General features: G+C 40.8%; 19 protein-coding genes and 1 pseudogene. 7 read left to right on the forward strand and 13 right to left on the reverse strand.

Going from position 1 to position 15,706, the window contains the following annotated elements:
* Positions 1 to 27: 27 nt before the first annotated feature.
* Complete coding sequence (locus ACFQ4A_RS07230) at positions 28 to 999, reverse strand: hypothetical protein (RefSeq protein WP_382399041.1); 972 nt, start codon at positions 997 to 999, stop codon at positions 28 to 30.
* Positions 1,000 to 1,085: 86 nt separating this feature from the next.
* Between ACFQ4A_RS07230 and ACFQ4A_RS07235 the strand changes: the two genes are divergently transcribed.
* Positions 1,086 to 1,598, forward strand: coding sequence for a phosphatidylglycerophosphatase A family protein (locus tag ACFQ4A_RS07235; RefSeq protein WP_382399112.1), 513 nt, complete (start codon positions 1,086 to 1,088; stop codon positions 1,596 to 1,598).
* 149 nt (positions 1,599 to 1,747) lie between these two features.
* On the opposite strand, the gene ACFQ4A_RS07240 is transcribed toward ACFQ4A_RS07235, so the two are convergent.
* Complete coding sequence (locus ACFQ4A_RS07240) at positions 1,748 to 2,518, reverse strand: TIGR01457 family HAD-type hydrolase (protein ID WP_382399043.1); 771 nt, start codon at positions 2,516 to 2,518, stop codon at positions 1,748 to 1,750.
* A 108-nt stretch (positions 2,519 to 2,626) separates the two neighbouring features.
* Positions 2,627 to 3,064 carry a DUF86 domain-containing protein gene (locus tag ACFQ4A_RS07245; protein WP_382399045.1) on the reverse strand — a complete coding sequence of 146 codons (438 nt, stop codon included), beginning with the start codon at positions 3,062 to 3,064 and terminating at the stop codon, positions 2,627 to 2,629.
* Between the two features lie 111 nt (positions 3,065 to 3,175).
* Between ACFQ4A_RS07245 and ACFQ4A_RS07250 the strand changes: the two genes are divergently transcribed.
* The 3 genes and pseudogenes from ACFQ4A_RS07250 to ACFQ4A_RS07260 all read left to right on the forward strand — a co-directional run.
* Positions 3,176 to 3,445: an SAV0927 family protein gene (locus ACFQ4A_RS07250; protein ID WP_382399047.1), complete on the forward strand. Its 270-nt coding sequence runs from the start codon at positions 3,176 to 3,178 to the stop codon at positions 3,443 to 3,445.
* A gap of 584 nt (positions 3,446 to 4,029) precedes the next feature.
* Positions 4,030 to 5,562 carry an NCS2 family permease gene (locus ACFQ4A_RS07255; RefSeq protein ID WP_382399049.1) on the forward strand — a complete coding sequence of 511 codons (1,533 nt, stop codon included), beginning with the start codon at positions 4,030 to 4,032 and terminating at the stop codon, positions 5,560 to 5,562.
* Positions 5,563 to 6,226: 664 nt separating this feature from the next.
* Positions 6,227 to 6,482 (forward strand): annotated as a pseudogene (locus tag ACFQ4A_RS07260) (hypothetical protein); the annotation flags it as partial.
* 520 nt (positions 6,483 to 7,002) lie between these two features.
* Here ACFQ4A_RS07260 and ACFQ4A_RS07265 read toward each other — a convergent pair.
* Genes ACFQ4A_RS07265 through ACFQ4A_RS07285 form a run of 5 tightly spaced genes read right to left on the reverse strand, consistent with a single transcriptional unit; the run spans position 7,003 to position 9,966 of the window.
* A complete protein-coding gene (locus ACFQ4A_RS07265; protein WP_382399051.1) occupies positions 7,003 to 7,296 on the reverse strand; it encodes a DUF4176 domain-containing protein in 294 nt (97 codons plus the stop codon).
* Positions 7,297 to 7,332: 36 nt separating this feature from the next.
* Complete coding sequence (locus ACFQ4A_RS07270; RefSeq protein ID WP_382399053.1) at positions 7,333 to 7,875, reverse strand: hypothetical protein; 543 nt, start codon at positions 7,873 to 7,875, stop codon at positions 7,333 to 7,335.
* Between the two features lie 51 nt (positions 7,876 to 7,926).
* Positions 7,927 to 9,216 (reverse strand): T7SS effector LXG polymorphic toxin, encoded by a 1,290-nt coding sequence (locus ACFQ4A_RS07275; RefSeq protein ID WP_382399055.1) that lies wholly within the window; start codon positions 9,214 to 9,216, stop codon positions 7,927 to 7,929.
* A 19-nt stretch (positions 9,217 to 9,235) separates the two neighbouring features.
* Positions 9,236 to 9,538: a TIGR04197 family type VII secretion effector gene (locus tag ACFQ4A_RS07280; RefSeq protein ID WP_382399057.1), complete on the reverse strand. Its 303-nt coding sequence runs from the start codon at positions 9,536 to 9,538 to the stop codon at positions 9,236 to 9,238.
* Positions 9,539 to 9,543: 5 nt separating this feature from the next.
* Complete coding sequence (locus ACFQ4A_RS07285; protein ID WP_382399059.1) at positions 9,544 to 9,966, reverse strand: YwqH-like family protein; 423 nt, start codon at positions 9,964 to 9,966, stop codon at positions 9,544 to 9,546.
* 137 nt (positions 9,967 to 10,103) lie between these two features.
* Here ACFQ4A_RS07285 and ACFQ4A_RS07290 point away from each other — a divergent pair, with 137 nt between their 5' ends.
* Positions 10,104 to 10,379, forward strand: coding sequence for a hypothetical protein (locus ACFQ4A_RS07290; RefSeq protein WP_382399061.1), 276 nt, complete (start codon positions 10,104 to 10,106; stop codon positions 10,377 to 10,379).
* A 30-nt stretch (positions 10,380 to 10,409) separates the two neighbouring features.
* On the opposite strand, the gene ACFQ4A_RS07295 is transcribed toward ACFQ4A_RS07290, so the two are convergent.
* Positions 10,410 to 10,685 carry a YutD family protein gene (locus ACFQ4A_RS07295; protein ID WP_382399063.1) on the reverse strand — a complete coding sequence of 92 codons (276 nt, stop codon included), beginning with the start codon at positions 10,683 to 10,685 and terminating at the stop codon, positions 10,410 to 10,412.
* 139 nt (positions 10,686 to 10,824) lie between these two features.
* Between ACFQ4A_RS07295 and ACFQ4A_RS07300 the strand changes: the two genes are divergently transcribed.
* On the forward strand, positions 10,825 to 11,403 hold the full coding sequence (locus tag ACFQ4A_RS07300) for a YhcN/YlaJ family sporulation lipoprotein (RefSeq protein ID WP_382399065.1): 579 nt from the start codon (positions 10,825 to 10,827) through the stop codon (positions 11,401 to 11,403).
* 73 nt (positions 11,404 to 11,476) lie between these two features.
* Positions 11,477 to 12,439, forward strand: coding sequence for a M23 family metallopeptidase (locus tag ACFQ4A_RS07305; RefSeq protein WP_382399067.1), 963 nt, complete (start codon positions 11,477 to 11,479; stop codon positions 12,437 to 12,439).
* Between the two features lie 145 nt (positions 12,440 to 12,584).
* Here the strand turns inward: ACFQ4A_RS07305 and ACFQ4A_RS07310 are convergent, their stop codons facing one another.
* The 4 genes from ACFQ4A_RS07310 to ACFQ4A_RS07325 all read right to left on the reverse strand — a co-directional run bounded on the left by ACFQ4A_RS07310 (position 12,585) and on the right by ACFQ4A_RS07325 (position 15,646).
* Complete coding sequence (locus tag ACFQ4A_RS07310) at positions 12,585 to 12,692, reverse strand: methionine/alanine import family NSS transporter small subunit (protein WP_135111307.1); 108 nt, start codon at positions 12,690 to 12,692, stop codon at positions 12,585 to 12,587.
* 1 nt (position 12,693) lies between these two features.
* A complete protein-coding gene (locus tag ACFQ4A_RS07315) occupies positions 12,694 to 14,232 on the reverse strand; it encodes a sodium-dependent transporter (protein WP_382399070.1) in 1,539 nt (512 codons plus the stop codon).
* A 268-nt stretch (positions 14,233 to 14,500) separates the two neighbouring features.
* Positions 14,501 to 15,292: a sporulation protein YunB gene (yunB, locus tag ACFQ4A_RS07320; protein WP_382399072.1), complete on the reverse strand. Its 792-nt coding sequence runs from the start codon at positions 15,290 to 15,292 to the stop codon at positions 14,501 to 14,503.
* A gap of 51 nt (positions 15,293 to 15,343) precedes the next feature.
* A complete protein-coding gene (locus tag ACFQ4A_RS07325; protein WP_382399074.1) occupies positions 15,344 to 15,646 on the reverse strand; it encodes a YunC family protein in 303 nt (100 codons plus the stop codon).
* Between the last annotated feature and the right edge of the window lie 60 nt (positions 15,647 to 15,706).

The raw sequence follows: 15,706 nt of genomic DNA on the forward strand, positions 1-15,706 counted from the left end.
AAAGTCATTGATGATTGAAGATTCACGCTACAACCAGTGTAACACAGGTATCTGCCATTCTTCACAATCAATGCCGGCATTTTCAAAAAACAATCCCAATCGTTTTTCGTACAATGGTTGCAGCTGTAATAAAGCCGACAGATTCGAATAAGCGGATTCATAGTGATCCGTTAAAAATCCCTGTTCAATCACATCAAATAAATGAATCGGATATAACAACCGGGCGTATAATAAACGCCAGCTAAAAATTGATAAAGGCCGCACACGCTGGTAATCATCCAAAAATGTCTTAATGTCATGCATCGGATTTTCCTTTTCCAGCAACAGATAGCGAATATATTCCGCTAAATCACGTGCCGGGTGATCGTAGGCCAAGTCTGTCATCCACAAAACATGATTTTGCAGCTGATTGTGGCAGCGACCAAATACAACGGTTCCCTGATCAACATCATGAAACCTGGGATCTGATTCTGATTCCTGCATATATTGAATGGCATTCTCACTTATACCAATTAAATACGGCAAAGAATCCTTTAGCAGGCGGTAATAGTGGGTCGGATACGCGTTCGCTTCCATTTCGATCTTTTTTTCAAAGGCCGTTAATTTATCAATCCATAACCCTTTCCATTGACCGTAGCTGGAAATGGTCTGCGGTTCATATGGGTAGGCCGTTCCGGTTAAATGAAAGGATGCCAGCCGCTCACCATACGGTCCCTGTTGGACAAAAGACCTGTTTTCGGCTCGGAGCACCATGTAATGGCTATCGTTATACAAGGTATACCAATCGCCCTGGTTGTTCGGAACCGGTACAGTGATCCGCGGGTGCTGATTGCCATGCAAATAAAATGCTAGCGCGGCCTGCTCCATATGTATGGTTTCATTCTGTCCGGCAGAAATGGTAAAATAAACATAACTATCATCCTTAAAGCCTTCCGTGCCATCCCATAACGCTTTGTCTCTGGTTTGAATGCCATAATAGGCTGCCAGAAATTGTCTCAACACGGTCACTCCTTTCTCCGCTTCTCCTTTTAATATATGTCTGGAAACAATGAATCTTAACAAATTTTTAGGAAAAGGTGATAATGATGGAAAACCAAACAAACCGAACCAAATTGGAAACGAATGCACGCGAATGGTTATCAGAACGCGGTGTTACCATAGATGATATAGCGGATCTCGTGTATTATTTGCAATCCAATTATCATGATGATTTGGACATGGACACTTGCCGGTATAACGTAAACCAGGTACTTGGCAAACGAGAAGTGCAAAATGCGATTTTGACAGGAATCCAGCTTGACCGACTGGCTGAGCGGAAAGACCTCGACGAGCCATTACAGCGGACAATTGAAATTGATGAAAGCCTATATGGAATCGATGAAATTGTGGCCTTTTCGATTGTGAATGTGTATGGTTCCATCGGATTTACCAATTATGGTTATATAGACAAGCAAAAACCGGGCATTCTCAAGCATCTAAATGATAAATCGACGGGTGAATGCCATACATTTCTCGATGATATTGTCGGTGCCATCGCTGCGGCTGCATCAAGCCGGTTGGCCCATGCTACTGCCGATGATGAATTATTGGATGACTAAGGAAAAAACGCTGACGCGACTTTTAGATACCAGAGGTCAGAAGTCGGATTGGAAGACATCGGTGATGTAGCCGATTTCGGTATTGAAAACGTCGTCCAAAGTTTTGCTTTCTGATCTTATAAAAAAACTGCTCTATTTGGAGCAGTTTTTTAAATATAAGGGAGCCATTCATTTAAGTCTTCAACATAATAGGAAGGTTTAGGCACCAGAGTGGAATACTTACTGAACGGTGTCACACCCGTAAACACCATTAGTGTATCGATACCGGTGTTAATTCCCGCGAGAATATCGGTATCGTAATTGTCACCAACCATCAGGGTCGCCTCTCTGGTAGTCCCAAGCTGTTCCAATGCTTGTTCCAGCATAACCGTTTCAGGCTTACCGATAAATAGTGGCTGTTTTCCCGTGCTGACCGATACGACTGACGTTAGCGCCCCATTTCCGGGTTCCAGTCCGCGTTCAGTCGGCAGCGCCACATCCCCATTTGTGGAAATGAGTGTGGCACCTTCGCGGACTTCCCGGCAAGCGTTGGACAATTTTTCATAATTGATGTGCCGATCAATGCCGATCACAACAAAATCGCTGTTTCCATCAACAATGGTAAGCCCTTCCCGCTCCATCGCATCATAGAGCCCTTCTTCACCGATCACAAAGCAGCGCGCCTGATGGTTTAACTGTTTGATATGTTTTGCTGTCGCCATGCTGGAGGTAAAAACATGTTCCGTTGTTGAATGGATACCCATTTGCTGCAGTTTGTCAGAAACTTGGGCCTGTGTCCGGGACGAGTTATTCGTTAAAAACAAATATGGAATACTATTTTTCGCCAGTTTGCTGACAAATTCAGCTGCAGATTTAATCGGCCTGTCTCCCCAATACATCGTCCCATCCAAGTCAATTAAGTACGTATGATAGTTTTTCATTAGACAGGTCACCTTCTTTTGATTGTCCTTTTTAAGCAGCTATCACCATTTGTGATACAGACAATGTTAGTTTGACTGGTGTCCGTTTTTCCATTGACAATTCCCTCCCTACTCGTTGGAAAAAGCATTCGCAACGCCCAGTTCGTTATCGAGATAGTGTCTAATACGCGAACTGAACTGGTCTAGTGTCTCTTTATGCTGCTGAAGCGTATCAGCCAACAGCCGATGATCAATCTGCAAATACGCTTTGACAACCATTTCTCTCAACCGGATAATGGCTTTATAGTCGCTCTCTTCATTTTCCGGCAGAACACCCTCATCAATCAATATGTCGATAATGTCGTCAAAACTGCCCGGATCACGCATGATAAAGCCATCAATCATCATATTACCGACATCAAGCATGGCCTCAATTACCATATGCACGGTGCGCTCAAGGTATAATTTTTCAGCAAATGTATCAAATGAATGCTTACTGACTTCCTGAAGCAGCTTATCCATATATATTAATGTTCCTTCAATTTTTTTTCGATCAACGAAGTACATTGCTAACCCTCCAGATCCATTAATATATCTATCATACCACATGAATAAATGAACAAAGAACCAAAACATGATATAGTAAGGGAAATATCAAATTTTGGGAGCTGGATCGTCATGGGAAAAAGATTTGAGTATTTGCGGGACGAAACGATTACACGGGAAATCCGGTACGTAAGTTTCACGAGCAGTCTAAGGCGCTATGATTTTGCGTTTATGAAAAATGATGAACATCCGGATAAATACACCGTCATCGACTTGCAAAAAAACCGGTTTGCTATTCTGGGTAAAGAGGACTTATCCAATAAAGGCGATATCGAGCATACGTTTCATGAATCCGAAATGGAAGCCGATGAGATCAGGGAATTTTTGCGGGAAGTGCTATAAGGAGGATGCTTAAATGGTATGTTCCTTGTCATTCCGTATCATGATAGCGAAAATTTACTGATAGCTCAACTTTCGCAGACTGAAATAGGCAGGCATGACAATGCAATATACCTTGTAAATTATTATAATTTTTTAGGTTCGTAAATTGAGTGAATAAGTTATTAAATAGCATCTATCCATTATATTTTTATAAAAATATAAATGTTTATCGATATATACAAATGATTTAAAATACATTGACTTTTCGGAATTATTAATGTAGCATATAGAAAACAGTATTGAAAGCGTTTACTAAATCACGATTTTACAAAGGAACATGTTCGTAAAGCGTTCATGTTCTTTCATTTAAATATGCAGGCTGTTTAAATCCTGTTCAACGGTATTTAAGAAGCCGCAGATTTAATTAGTTTATTATTAAACACTAATTAAATCTGCGGTTTTTATTATTTAAAGGGGGTGAACGTGTGAAATAATAAAGCAGATCATCATAGACATGCTTCAGGTTTGTACGATTGATTTTTACTAACTTTTACTGAGAAAAACATTAATGTTATCCAGCAACCATTAAATAGGAGGGAATGAAGTTGAATAAAACTGCTGTACATTATCCTTTGTTTAAAAAAGAAGACATGGATGCATTCTTTGCGTTGTTTCAAAACAACTTAGCAAACTTTGTTATTATAACGGTTTCAATGTTAGGTATGGGCTTTCCCACAGAAATCGTATTTGGCAAAGTAGTACCTGGAGCAGCTGTTGCTGTTTTAGCAGGTAATCTTTACTATGCATATACAGCAAAGCGCTTAGCGAAAAATGAAAATAGAACAGATGTGACAGCTTTATCGTACGGTATTAGTACACCACCTATGTTTGTGTTTTTGTTTGGCGTAATGGCACCTGCTTTAGCACTAACAGATAGTCATGAATTAGCCTGGAAAATAGCAGCTGCTGCTTGTATAATAAGTGGTGTTGTTGAGGCGTTAATGGGATTCATCGGAAAGTGGATTCATAGAAACATCCCGAGAGCAGCTATGCTTGGTACTTTAGCTGGTCTTGCATTTACATTTATTGCTGGGGAAATGATGTTTAATACATTTGAGATTCCAGTAGTTGGCCTTGTTGTATTTATGCTTTTAATAGTTGGGATATTTGCTAAAATAGCGATGCCATTTAATATTCCGACATCTCTTTTCGCAATTGTCGCAGGAACCGTATTAGCTTATGTTTTAGGATATGTTGGTGTTGATGAGATTAGAGAAGGACTTTCTCAGTTTGGAATATATTCTTTCATTCCTACATTAGCTGGTTTTGAGGGAATGGGATTGCTTTTTGGTTCTGCTGCATCTATACTGGCTGTCGTTCTGCCGATTACGATATATAATGCGATTGAAACGATGAATAATGTGGAAGCGGTTTCGTCGTTAGGAGACAAATATGATGTGAGAGAAAGCATGGCTGTTGATGGAATAGGGACAATCATTGGGCCATTATTTGGTGGGGCATTTCCGACAACTGTCTATATGGCTTCAACAGGAGCTAAATGGATGGGTGGAGGACGTGGATACAGTATTATAAATGGTGTTGTATATATATTTGCAGCTATATTTGGTCTAATTGCAGTCATATCAGCTGTTATACCTATATCTGCTATCGCTCCAATCATGGTCTTTGTTGGTTTATCTATGATTGTCACAGCTTATCAGACTTCGGATAAAAAGTATTTTCCTGCTATTGCTGTAGCCATGTTACCTTATTTCGCCAACTATATTGCGACACGTTTTGAAGATGATGCAGGAGCAGTCGTTAATGATATATCTGTGTCTATTATACCGTTCGGGCAAGGTGCTCTTATCTCTGGTATCATTTTAGGAGCTATTGTCGTGCACATAATAGATATGGATTTCTTTAGAGCAGCAATGTTTTCTTTTGCAGGAACGGTATTATCCTTTATCGGGATTATTCACGCACCTGCATTAGCCTTTAACGCCTCACCTGAGTATGCGATTGGTTACGTAGTAATAGGTATATATTTCTTAATAATGTTTCAAGCTGCCAAAGCGAAGAGAATTAGAAAAACTGACAAAGAGGATGACGATACAGACATTTCTTCAGTTGGTTAATGTTTAGCTAAATATGAGTTAGTTATTTGAGGAGCGGTATTGTGTGGAAAAGCGTAAATGATTAACCAGCAAATGGGATATGCAAGACTCCTGGTCGACTAAAACCGCCACGATTGAAAAAGGGAAACACTTTTTCTCTTACGATGTATCGTTGCCGAGCTTTCCTTGTCTTGTGACTTTATCGACAGCTGTACTTCCTTGTACTTCGGAAGCAAATCGCAACACCCTGGAGGCGAGTATATTCCATTTGTAGGGTTTGATGAGTAAAAGTTATTTCCACACTATTTTATCCAAAAGATATAAAATGTTACTTGGATCACCACCAAATATCTATAGAGTAACCACACGTCAACAAAACGAAGCAATGGTGACAAACCGATTTTCTTATGGATCATCATGAACTACTTAGGCGCTAAGTAAGCTGTAACCTCGATATGGTACCACAACAACAACAATTGATATGCTGTAGTTTTTATTGCTGACAGATTAATAAAATCATTAAAGCAGCGTTACCTCGTAGATGGCAAGCGCATTAGCCTGGATGAGCTGTATCGACTGGCTGCCCCCACTGATGGGAAAAAGGGCATTTTACGCTCCATCCACACAACGCAGGCCAATGGTGCCTATCATAGTCGTTTTCGTCTGTAACTGAAATAAGAAAAGTGAGTGGCTGGCGATTTTAAGTACAGACTGCAGATTAAGCGACCAGGAAATCATCCGAATTTACGGTATACGCTGGGACATTGAAGTTTTCTTCAAAACGACAAAGTCTCTTTTGAAACTTCAAAAGGAGTTCCAGAGTCGTTCCTATGACGCTCTTATCAGCCACATAACCATTCATCAAAAGTCAACTACAGCTATGGATTGCAGGTCTGCTAAATTATATCAAGGTTTACCTGCCTATTTCAGTGATAATATAAGACTTGTTCCTAGTTGTAAAGGAATACTGATCCCATATGTTTCGGGACTCACTTATTTCTTCTGTCTCGACCATTTTTAATTGACCAGCATCCATTTTCATAATCTGAGAATCAATCTCCTTTAAGTTGTCTTGACTTTCGTTTGCTGCACGGATCATCAAGATCACTAATCAAAGCTCGCCAGCATTATCTAATTGATCGCCTGACCAATTCCATCCACCACCAATCTTTTCCGTTGTCCAGTCCCAACCTTTATTTATTTGTTGCCGGCCCAATCCAAGCCTATCCAGATCTTATAATATTTTCCCTTTTCTTTCCATGGTATTGTCCAGTATACAAGGTTGACCATCAATGATCAGTATACGATATCTTGTATTTTTATATACAACATGTACCTCGCAATTCACTAAACATGTGTTGTGGGAACCAGCAATCACCTGTTTAGGATACATGTACTTTTGTCGTTCAAAAGCCAAAGCTACATACTTGCGTTTGGATATCCAAACTTAATGAGCACATGTTAATCCTCTACTGTAAACTTTGGATATTGAATATCCTTCATTTTTTCTTCGTACTGTTTTTGGAACAGTTCTTCTTGTTCGTCAACATATCCTTTGAAATATACTTCCCCAATGTTTTCACTATTAAAGAAATAGACTTGTTCTTCCACTTTACCTGTGGGATAGATACATGCCGAGTAATCAAAATATCCGATAACACCCTTTTGATTATATAATGGTGCTCTATTTAAAATCATCAGTTTGATATCACCATTCTTCAATCGCACAACACTACCAATTGGTAATATAGCCATTCTTACACCACCTTATTTATACAGTTTGATTATTCTCTATAACTCTATTTCTTTTTTTCTAAAACCTTTAAGAACTTTAACCCTTTCAACGGGTTTCATAAAAACAAGAACCCATAAGGCTGCTATCCCTACACCACCGATAATCAATAACACGATTTGGTGGATTAGCAGAAAAAAACCGAAACCACCAATAGCTAAAAGAATTGCCAAACCACATCCAAACAATTCTATACGTAACTGTTTCTTTCCTTTAATGGCTAATTCTTCTAAGTACTCTGGGTCAAAAAACACAGGACGTGCCGTATCTTCCAGGTAATAATTACGATATATGATTAATCCTATGAAATAACTAAGCACAAACATAATCATAACCATAGCTATATTTAAAAAAGTACTTTGAATTTGACTATAAAAACGATCAGCAAAGTCTGATCCATATATCACGATTAAAAACAGCATAATGTACACTACATATGTTTTCTTTCGATGCTGAACTTTATATAATTCAGTATGTTCCTTATCATAAAAAAGTGTATAAAGTTCCTTTTCTCTATAAATTGGTATCAATTTATTTTTCATTATTTCACTCCCAAATTCAACTTATCTTATCCGAAACATGAGCCTAAACCATCAACCAACTAATCCCGAGACAGCATCGCCGATACCTGAGACAGCATCACCGATGGCCTCGCCTATTTTCTCTTTATTGTCGTACACAAAATCGAAAGCGACACTACCTGCAACACCTATACCAAAGCCAACCAGAGTTCCAATTGGCCCACCAATTGCAGTCCCAACTGCTGCACCTGCCATACCTGCTCCTAAATGTCCAGCTGTTTTAATTGCCGCGTCTGTTGGATCTTCTCCCTGGGAAACCTGTATGCCAAAATCAATAGCTGAACCCACAATTGGCACACCATATCTTGCCCCAGTGCGTACTGCTTGTGACAATATTGATGGTGATTCAGTAAATGTGGTCACATTACCGGTTACCGGTGCAGCGACTAACCCTCTATCTACAAAAAAGGATGTATTCCTTTGTGCCCATTGAACGATAGATGATGCAACTTGTTCCGATACCTTACCGGTTACATATTTATTTGCAGCACCTGTTAAAAATGCGGTTCCTGATGCAATTACACCTGATTTTATACTATCAAGTGTTTCCTTATTAATAATACCATTTTTGTAATCCTCAACGGCCTTTTCCACACATGCCTTAGCGTCGGGATCAAGATTCTCTATGGCCTCTTCCGTTTTTTCATCTATATAACCCTTCAACGCTGGCAAGCCGACCGTTGCGGAATTACCTTTGTAATCAGTAAATCGTGTTTGACCAGTTACGGCGCCAGCATTATTTATCGCCACTTCAATTTGATGCAGCAAATCCTCTGTTTGTGAAATTTCCTGATTGCCTTCACTTGTAAATGAGTCTAAATCTTCCTCTAAATTTGTTATCGTTTTAATGACATCAGCCTTATCCGCATCAAGGGTCGAGGAGTTAGAATGTCTTGCACTGGTAATATCTGATACACTACTGATTGTCTCTCTGACAGATTCCTGCCCTTCGCTTAAACGGTCGTAATCATCATTTACATCCGCTTCCGTATCATTTAAATAATCACTCTCAATAATCGCAGACTCACTTGCATCAACTCTTGATTGGAATGTCTGCAAATGTTTCTTTAAATGGTCATCAAGGTAATTGAATAAGCTGTCAAACGATTCTAAAATCGTTTTATGAAGATCATTAAAATAATTTTTTGCTTCTTTGGCCGTCTTTCCAGAAAAAGAACTCATGGCAGTCATCTTATCAATGCTTTCGTCAACACGATTCAGGCTTGATTTAATATCCTCAGATGCAGTTTTTAAATCATCCGATAATTCAGTAACCTCGGAAATATCCACTTTATGCCCCATTTATATCCCCCCTTCTCAATTAGCGTATCGGCTGTGGCCCCATTATACCAGGATTTGCTTGAGCCAGCCTCTCGTCATTTTCCTTCATCTTCTCTCCGGTTTGCTCCAATGTATCAATGTCCGAATCCAGCAGCGTTTGATATTTTTGCAGCAATTCAATCGCTTTAATCACGTTTTCCAGGTCTTTTGTAAATGGTTTGATAGTCGTTTTATCAAATGTACGATTCGTTTTAATACCGCTTTCTATACTGGATGCCGAGGACCTTAATGTTGCTATATTGGATCGAAATTCACCCATGTTGATACCTACTTCTTCTGCCATCTATATCACTCCTTTTGCTCTTGACTTATCTGGGTTTCAAGTGAATTAAGCGTATCTTCCAAATTGCTTAATCCTGTTGAATAGGCCGCCTTATCTGCTTCATACCGTTTAATATCCTGATCGATTGTATCTTTGGCGCCTTCTGTTTTGGAGACAAAACGTTTAACACTATCTTTGTAACTACTGTAATTTTCTTCAAAACTATTTTCTTCCTTACCCTTCCATCTCCCTGCGTCAATCGTCAAACCATCAATAGAGCCCTTTATTGTTTCCAACTCTGAAATACTTGTTGCCAGTTGGCTTGAAGCCTGTTGTAATCGTGAAATCTTATCTTCCAAACCTGAAATTTTGCTTTCTGAATTTGCTATTCCCCTTAACACTGTGCTTTTTTGCGATTGTAACTGGCTAAGTGTAAAGTTGGTACTCATTGTACAAAATATAGTTCTTGCGAATTATTTTTGGAAATATTTCACATTTATACTGAATTCAAACTAAATTTGGATGATATTGGTGCTATAATATCAGCTAATCGAGACACACTAGCATTAGGAAAGGGTGAACAGAAATGGCCAAAAAAGACAAGAAACAATACAGTGATTTCTCAAATGTCAGGAATCAGCACAATTTAATTCCTGAAGAATTTCCAGAAGGTCCGTTCGGTTCAGAAATAAATGATGATGAACTGGAGGGCAGTAAATCGACACCTTGGAAAGAAGGACAGAAGCGTGAAAGTGCTTTTGTTTACCCGAATAAAGAACTGCATGATGATCTGCCAAGACAGACACCCGGTGCACACCCAATTCACGATGAACCAGGTGAAGAAAACCCGGATGATAAATAAGAGCAGTCGTTCCCGTAAGAACGACTGCTCTCATATATCCACTTTCTTCATGATGAAATAGGCACAGCCAAAATTGCAATACTCGTATAAGTAATCATCCAATGTGCTTATTTTTGTATCGAAACCGGCCCTGGGGTTCTGGTCATCATAAAACCCTTTCAACCGCAGCTGATCATAGCCCCAGTCACCGACAACAAAATCATATTTGGACAGGATGTCTGAAAATCGTTCCCTCAAGTGTTCTTCATGGAACCCATCTTTTTCATTTTCAATTATCTCGTATGTTTTCCCCTGTACTTCGATCATGTCATCACCCCATTACACCCTTAGTTTACCACACGCCGGCAGCATCCCACCAATATTTTCGGCAAATTTGCTGTATGATTTCATCTGGATCAACCAAACTAAGGTGGAAAGACATTTTGGATACAAGAGGAGGACAGTCATGAACAGAAAATTGCTTTTGCCAATCTCATTGTTGACAGCCATCACGATAGCAGGGTGCGGCGGCACAAACAATGCGGCAGATGATGAGCGACATCAGGCTGAAGAACGCGATCAGATCGTTGATGAACTGAACCCGGAGCAAGAGAACACACCATCGAACCCATCCGGCGATGATAAATTGGGTTATGTCCATTATACCAAAGAACAAATCGATAACGAAGATGAAGAGCAGCATACTGTTAATATCGACCGGACAAGCCTTGCAAATATGATTACACGCATCATTTTACAGAATAATGGCTTTAATGAAGCAGCAACACTTGTAACGGATGATAAAGCACTCATCGCTTACGGTAAAACAGACGATCTAGAATCTGATAAAGCGGTGGACATCGTCAATAAGACAGCCACTTCCATCTTACCGGGGTACTTCGACATTTATGAGTCCGATAATGAGACACTGATCCACGATATTCAAAGTTTACACAACTCCCGTATACAGGATGATGACTACGACAATACGATCAATCAAATCATCGAACGCATGCAGGAGTCCCCACAGGGATTAAATGAATGACCGACAGCAGGATTGGAGATTATGGCGGTCCAAACCCCATCTAAGAGGTGTCACTCTAAGGGAGGTGTGCCCAATGCCAAAAAAAATGATCTTACTGTTGGCAGCATTCTTCATGGCCGGTATGCTTGCTTATCCTGTACAAGCAGAGGAAGAACAGGACTTGTACGAAAAACGAATGGCTCTCTATAAGAAAACAGAAGCACTGACACAAATCCCGTGGTACTATCTGGCCGCCATTGACCAATACGAACGAAACAGCTCCGAAGAAAATAAAGATGATCAGCTTGTTTCCATAGCCATACCCGATGAAATGTGGTACGGGGTTGGTAATAGTTCCATGATAAAAGATGAAAGTATTATCCAATTTTTTCAGGGAAAAGGCAAAGATGGGAACGGGGACAATAAAGCAGATCCTGAAAACCCGGAAGATGTTCTATACACGATGGGAAATATATTACTGGCGTATGGGCCATCCCGGGATGAAGTGAAAATTGCACTCTGGAATCACTATAAACGCGATTTAACCGTGCAAACCATCATGAATACAGCCAAAGTCTTCAAAACATTTAACCGGATAAAATTGACAGATCGCGCTTTTCCGCTCGACACCAACTATAATTACACTTCGGAAAACAACTGGGGTGACCGCCGTGGATTTGGCGGACTTAGAATACATGAGGGATCAGACATATTTGCGGATTATGGGACACCGGTCAAATCGACAACTTACGGGGTCATTGAAATGAAAGGCTGGAACTTATACGGCGGCTGGCGCCTTGGGATCCGGGATATCAATAATGTGTATCATTATTACGCTCATATGAGCGGGTATGATGATGTTGAAGTTGGTCAGGTCGTCAAGCCAGGTGACTTACTCGGCAAAGTTGGATCAACCGGTTACGGCCCGCCCGGTACATCCGGCAAATTTCCGCCACATCTGCATTATGGCTTATACCAAGACAATGGGTATAGTGAAACGTCATTTGATCCGTTCCCTTTTTTACAGCGATGGAAACGAATGGAATCAGATTCATAAACATGCGCCGACACCGTCATTTCGATCAACAACTTTTCGTACAGCGAAGTTCAGGATTAAACCAACAAGAGCCTCTACCACGAAGGTAAAGGCTCTTAGATTTTTGACTGGCGCTACATTATTAATGTGGCGTCATTTATTGAAGCTATTTTCTATCTGCACCTTTTTTCACAGCATTCGTAATACTTGCTGCTAAACCTCCCCAAATAATCAGCATGGAAATGATCATAAACGTGATAGCTCCACCAGTCATATTACTTCGCCTCCCCGGTATTCTGTGTTTCGTTTTCATTCATGTCCTTGGACCCCTTCCATTTCAACAGCGCCATAATAATACCGACGACCAATGCACCGGCAGCAACAAACCAGCCGCCATACAGGATAAACGCATCCGGATAGCCTTCATAGTTTCCATTTTCCGTATCAAAAAGACCCAGTAAGTTCGTCCTGAACAAGTCGATCATGGTAATTAGCAATACAATTGGTGTAATGACAGTTAAACTGAATGTCCACCAGCCGCCAAGCTTAAGATCGGAAATGCCATCCGCATGTTCCCTGAATTCACCAAGCTTGCGCAAAATCCAGGCAATCAATACAACTTCAACCAATCCGACAAATGCGACACCAAATTGGTTAATAAAGTAATCTGCGGCATCCAGGAAGTTTAATCCGCCGCGTGTCGCAAATACCAAGGAAACCAATGCAGCAAATCCGCCACCGAACAAAACAGCTTTTTGCCGGGAAATGTTAAATTTATCCGACAATCCTGCCACATATGTCTCGATAATAGATATAAGCGATGATAACCCGGCAAGTACGAGCGATCCAAAAAACAGAAATCCGAATAATTCGTTAAGGGCCGGAAACTGGTTGATAATCTGCGGGAAGACGACAAATGCCAGCCCAACGCCGCCTGCCACAACCTCATCAACCGGGACACTCTGCTGCACAGCCATGAAGCCCAATACCGAGAACACCCCGATACCGCACAACAGTTCAAAACTGGAGTTACCAAAGCCAACGATAAATGCATTATTGGTAATATCTGATTTTTTCGGTAAATAACTGGAATACGTGATCATAATCGCAAAGGCAATCGACATACTAAAGAATATCTGCCCATATGCCGCCACCCATACCTGACCATCCATTATGGCACTGAAATCCGGTGTAAAAAATGCATTCAGGCCTTCAAAAGCCCCGGGCAACGTAACAGCGCGAATAACAATAATTAGAAAAACAACCACCAGCGCCGGGATAAAAATCCGGTTTGCCATTTCAATACCTTTTTTGACACCTCGGTAAAGAACACCCAAAACAATCAGCCAAACAATAATTAATGGTATAAGTACGCCGGGCACGAAGCCGCCAAACTGTCCGGGGTCAGCCAATTCCAGATGATTATTGAACAGGAACCCTTCAGTATCCGACCCCCAATTCAGGTTAAATGAGAAAATCGAATACGATATTGCCCAGGCAATAATGACGGAATAATAGGTTGAAATAACGAATGCGACTAATACACCCCACCAGCCGATCCATTCCGTATTTTTGTTCATTTTTTTGTACGTCAACGGTGCCGAACCCCGATATTTATGCCCCATGGTAAATTCCATGATCAAAATCGGGATACCGGCTGTTAACAGCGCGACAAGGTAAGGAACCATAAATGCTCCTCCACCATTTTCAAAGGCTGTTGCCGGGAAGCGCCAGATGTTACCCAGTCCGACTGCAGACCCCACTGCAGCCATGATAAAACCTGCTCGTGTTCCCCATTGCGAACGTGTTTCCATTCCATAACCTCCCATAATCTTGAAATTATTTAATTTATTCTGATATTTATGTATGTATTATACCGGTACTTTCCGACTATGTCAAAGGCTTATTTACAGATTTTTGAAAAAATCCAGTACATGCTTTGCCCTGTAGCAAAAGCGATCTTTTTACGAAAATGACTCTTTCAACTTTTTAGAAAAAAACCCCTCCAGCATGACTGGAAGGACTGATCGTTATTGCTCATCTTTTGTATGCCTGTATCCAATCCGCCAATATAGTACCAGGCTATTCATCATTCTGCAAATCATCTTTCGGTACGGAAATGGACGGATTCTCCCCATCACCTCCACCATAAAAATCAGGAACATCGCCCATAAGCGCCCCGCCGTCGATGTAAATCTCTGTTGAAACCGTCGTCACATCCGTCATGAATGGGATGACAATTTGGACATCCGCTTCGACTTCGACATACAATGACACCCATGAACCGTTCAATCCGAGCGGTTCATCGTCGCGGACAATATTGGTGCGGACATTTCCGACGAATTCCATATTAACCGGAATCCTCGGCCCGAGATTCGCCAAAATCGTATTTCCGGTGGCCTGACCCAGCGGGATCTCCACGACCGTCGGATCTTTCTGAGGGAGATTTTCGGTTGTATCTTCAAATTCTTCCGGTTCAAACAAGGAATTTTCATAATCAGGTGGTTCTCCTGTATTCATATAGCGAAAATACTCCTCTACCCGATCAGTCGCCACACGGTTTATTTCACTGACGATAGCGGAATTCCAATTATAGGTGGCAACATTACCCTCATTATCATATGTAATATTCAGCAGATCATCATAATTATAATTTTCGGCAAACCTAACAGCCGTATTGATGCCACGTGTTGCAAATTCATCTGTTCTCCTTTCGGCTATATCCACCAAGGTCGGTTTTATCCCTTTATCTATAACCAGGATACTGAGTAACACCATAGATGCAAAGATAATCATCGTTAACACAATAATCGTCTGCAATGAAGGCGGAGTTTTGGCTATCTTCCTTCTGCGAACCATGCGTTTCTTCAACATGAAAACCCCCTTAAAACAGCATATGCTTGTTTCAAGCGGGGTAGAATTGCTTCAGGCTATTTTAAGTAACGCATCTTTCCCGGTCATACCTGGTTTCCAGCCGTATGCCTTTGATGCATCTGTGATCTTTTGAAGCGGTGCATGCAGCAGCTCATCAATCGTTTTAACACCAGTAGCGCGTCCGGCAATGACCTTCCTGTCGGCCAAAACCTTATTTAAAAGATCAACGTCCAGCGCACCGCACATAATGTAGCCGACTTCATTAGAAATGACCAATAAATTTGTTTTCGGCAGTTCCACAGTGACAGCTGTATAATGCATGCCTTCCACTTCCAACGGATTGACGGTAATCATGATAATTTAATGCCTCCCTTGCCATGTACACGATATGATATGCATTGGGGAGGCATTATG

Origin of the sequence: Lentibacillus salinarum, from assembly GCF_042679865.1 — a bacterium.
Classification (GTDB): Bacteria; Bacillota; Bacilli; order Bacillales; family Amphibacillaceae; genus Lentibacillus; species Lentibacillus salinarum.

What these genes read in the sequence shown, in the direction of transcription:
- ACFQ4A_RS07240 (WP_382399043.1), bottom strand. Translation starts at nt 2,518, where the DNA reads ATGAAAAACTATCATACGTACTTAATTGACTTGGATGGGACGATGTAT.
- ACFQ4A_RS07275 (WP_382399055.1), bottom strand. Translation starts at nt 9,216, where the DNA reads ATGGGGCATAAAGTGGATATTTCCGAGGTTACTGAATTATCGGATGAT.
- yunB (WP_382399072.1), bottom strand. Translation starts at nt 15,292, where the DNA reads ATGTTGAAGAAACGCATGGTTCGCAGAAGGAAGATAGCCAAAACTCCG.
- ACFQ4A_RS07270 (WP_382399053.1), bottom strand. Translation starts at nt 7,875, where the DNA reads ATGAAAAATAAATTGATACCAATTTATAGAGAAAAGGAACTTTATACA.
- ACFQ4A_RS07325 (WP_382399074.1), bottom strand. Translation starts at nt 15,646, where the DNA reads ATGATTACCGTCAATCCGTTGGAAGTGGAAGGCATGCATTATACAGCT.
- ACFQ4A_RS07305 (WP_382399067.1), top strand. Translation starts at nt 11,477, where the DNA reads ATGCCAAAAAAAATGATCTTACTGTTGGCAGCATTCTTCATGGCCGGT.
- ACFQ4A_RS07280 (WP_382399057.1), bottom strand. Translation starts at nt 9,538, where the DNA reads ATGGCAGAAGAAGTAGGTATCAACATGGGTGAATTTCGATCCAATATA.
- ACFQ4A_RS07285 (WP_382399059.1), bottom strand. Translation starts at nt 9,966, where the DNA reads ATGAGTACCAACTTTACACTTAGCCAGTTACAATCGCAAAAAAGCACA.
- ACFQ4A_RS07245 (WP_382399045.1), bottom strand. Translation starts at nt 3,064, where the DNA reads ATGTACTTCGTTGATCGAAAAAAAATTGAAGGAACATTAATATATATG.
- ACFQ4A_RS07295 (WP_382399063.1), bottom strand. Translation starts at nt 10,685, where the DNA reads ATGATCGAAGTACAGGGGAAAACATACGAGATAATTGAAAATGAAAAA.
- ACFQ4A_RS07290 (WP_382399061.1), top strand. Translation starts at nt 10,104, where the DNA reads ATGGCCAAAAAAGACAAGAAACAATACAGTGATTTCTCAAATGTCAGG.
- ACFQ4A_RS07300 (WP_382399065.1), top strand. Translation starts at nt 10,825, where the DNA reads ATGAACAGAAAATTGCTTTTGCCAATCTCATTGTTGACAGCCATCACG.
- ACFQ4A_RS07315 (WP_382399070.1), bottom strand. Translation starts at nt 14,232, where the DNA reads ATGGAAACACGTTCGCAATGGGGAACACGAGCAGGTTTTATCATGGCT.
- ACFQ4A_RS07310 (WP_135111307.1), bottom strand. Translation starts at nt 12,692, where the DNA reads ATGACTGGTGGAGCTATCACGTTTATGATCATTTCCATGCTGATTATT.
- ACFQ4A_RS07250 (WP_382399047.1), top strand. Translation starts at nt 3,176, where the DNA reads ATGGGAAAAAGATTTGAGTATTTGCGGGACGAAACGATTACACGGGAA.
- ACFQ4A_RS07265 (WP_382399051.1), bottom strand. Translation starts at nt 7,296, where the DNA reads ATGGCTATATTACCAATTGGTAGTGTTGTGCGATTGAAGAATGGTGAT.
- ACFQ4A_RS07235 (WP_382399112.1), top strand. Translation starts at nt 1,086, where the DNA reads ATGGAAAACCAAACAAACCGAACCAAATTGGAAACGAATGCACGCGAA.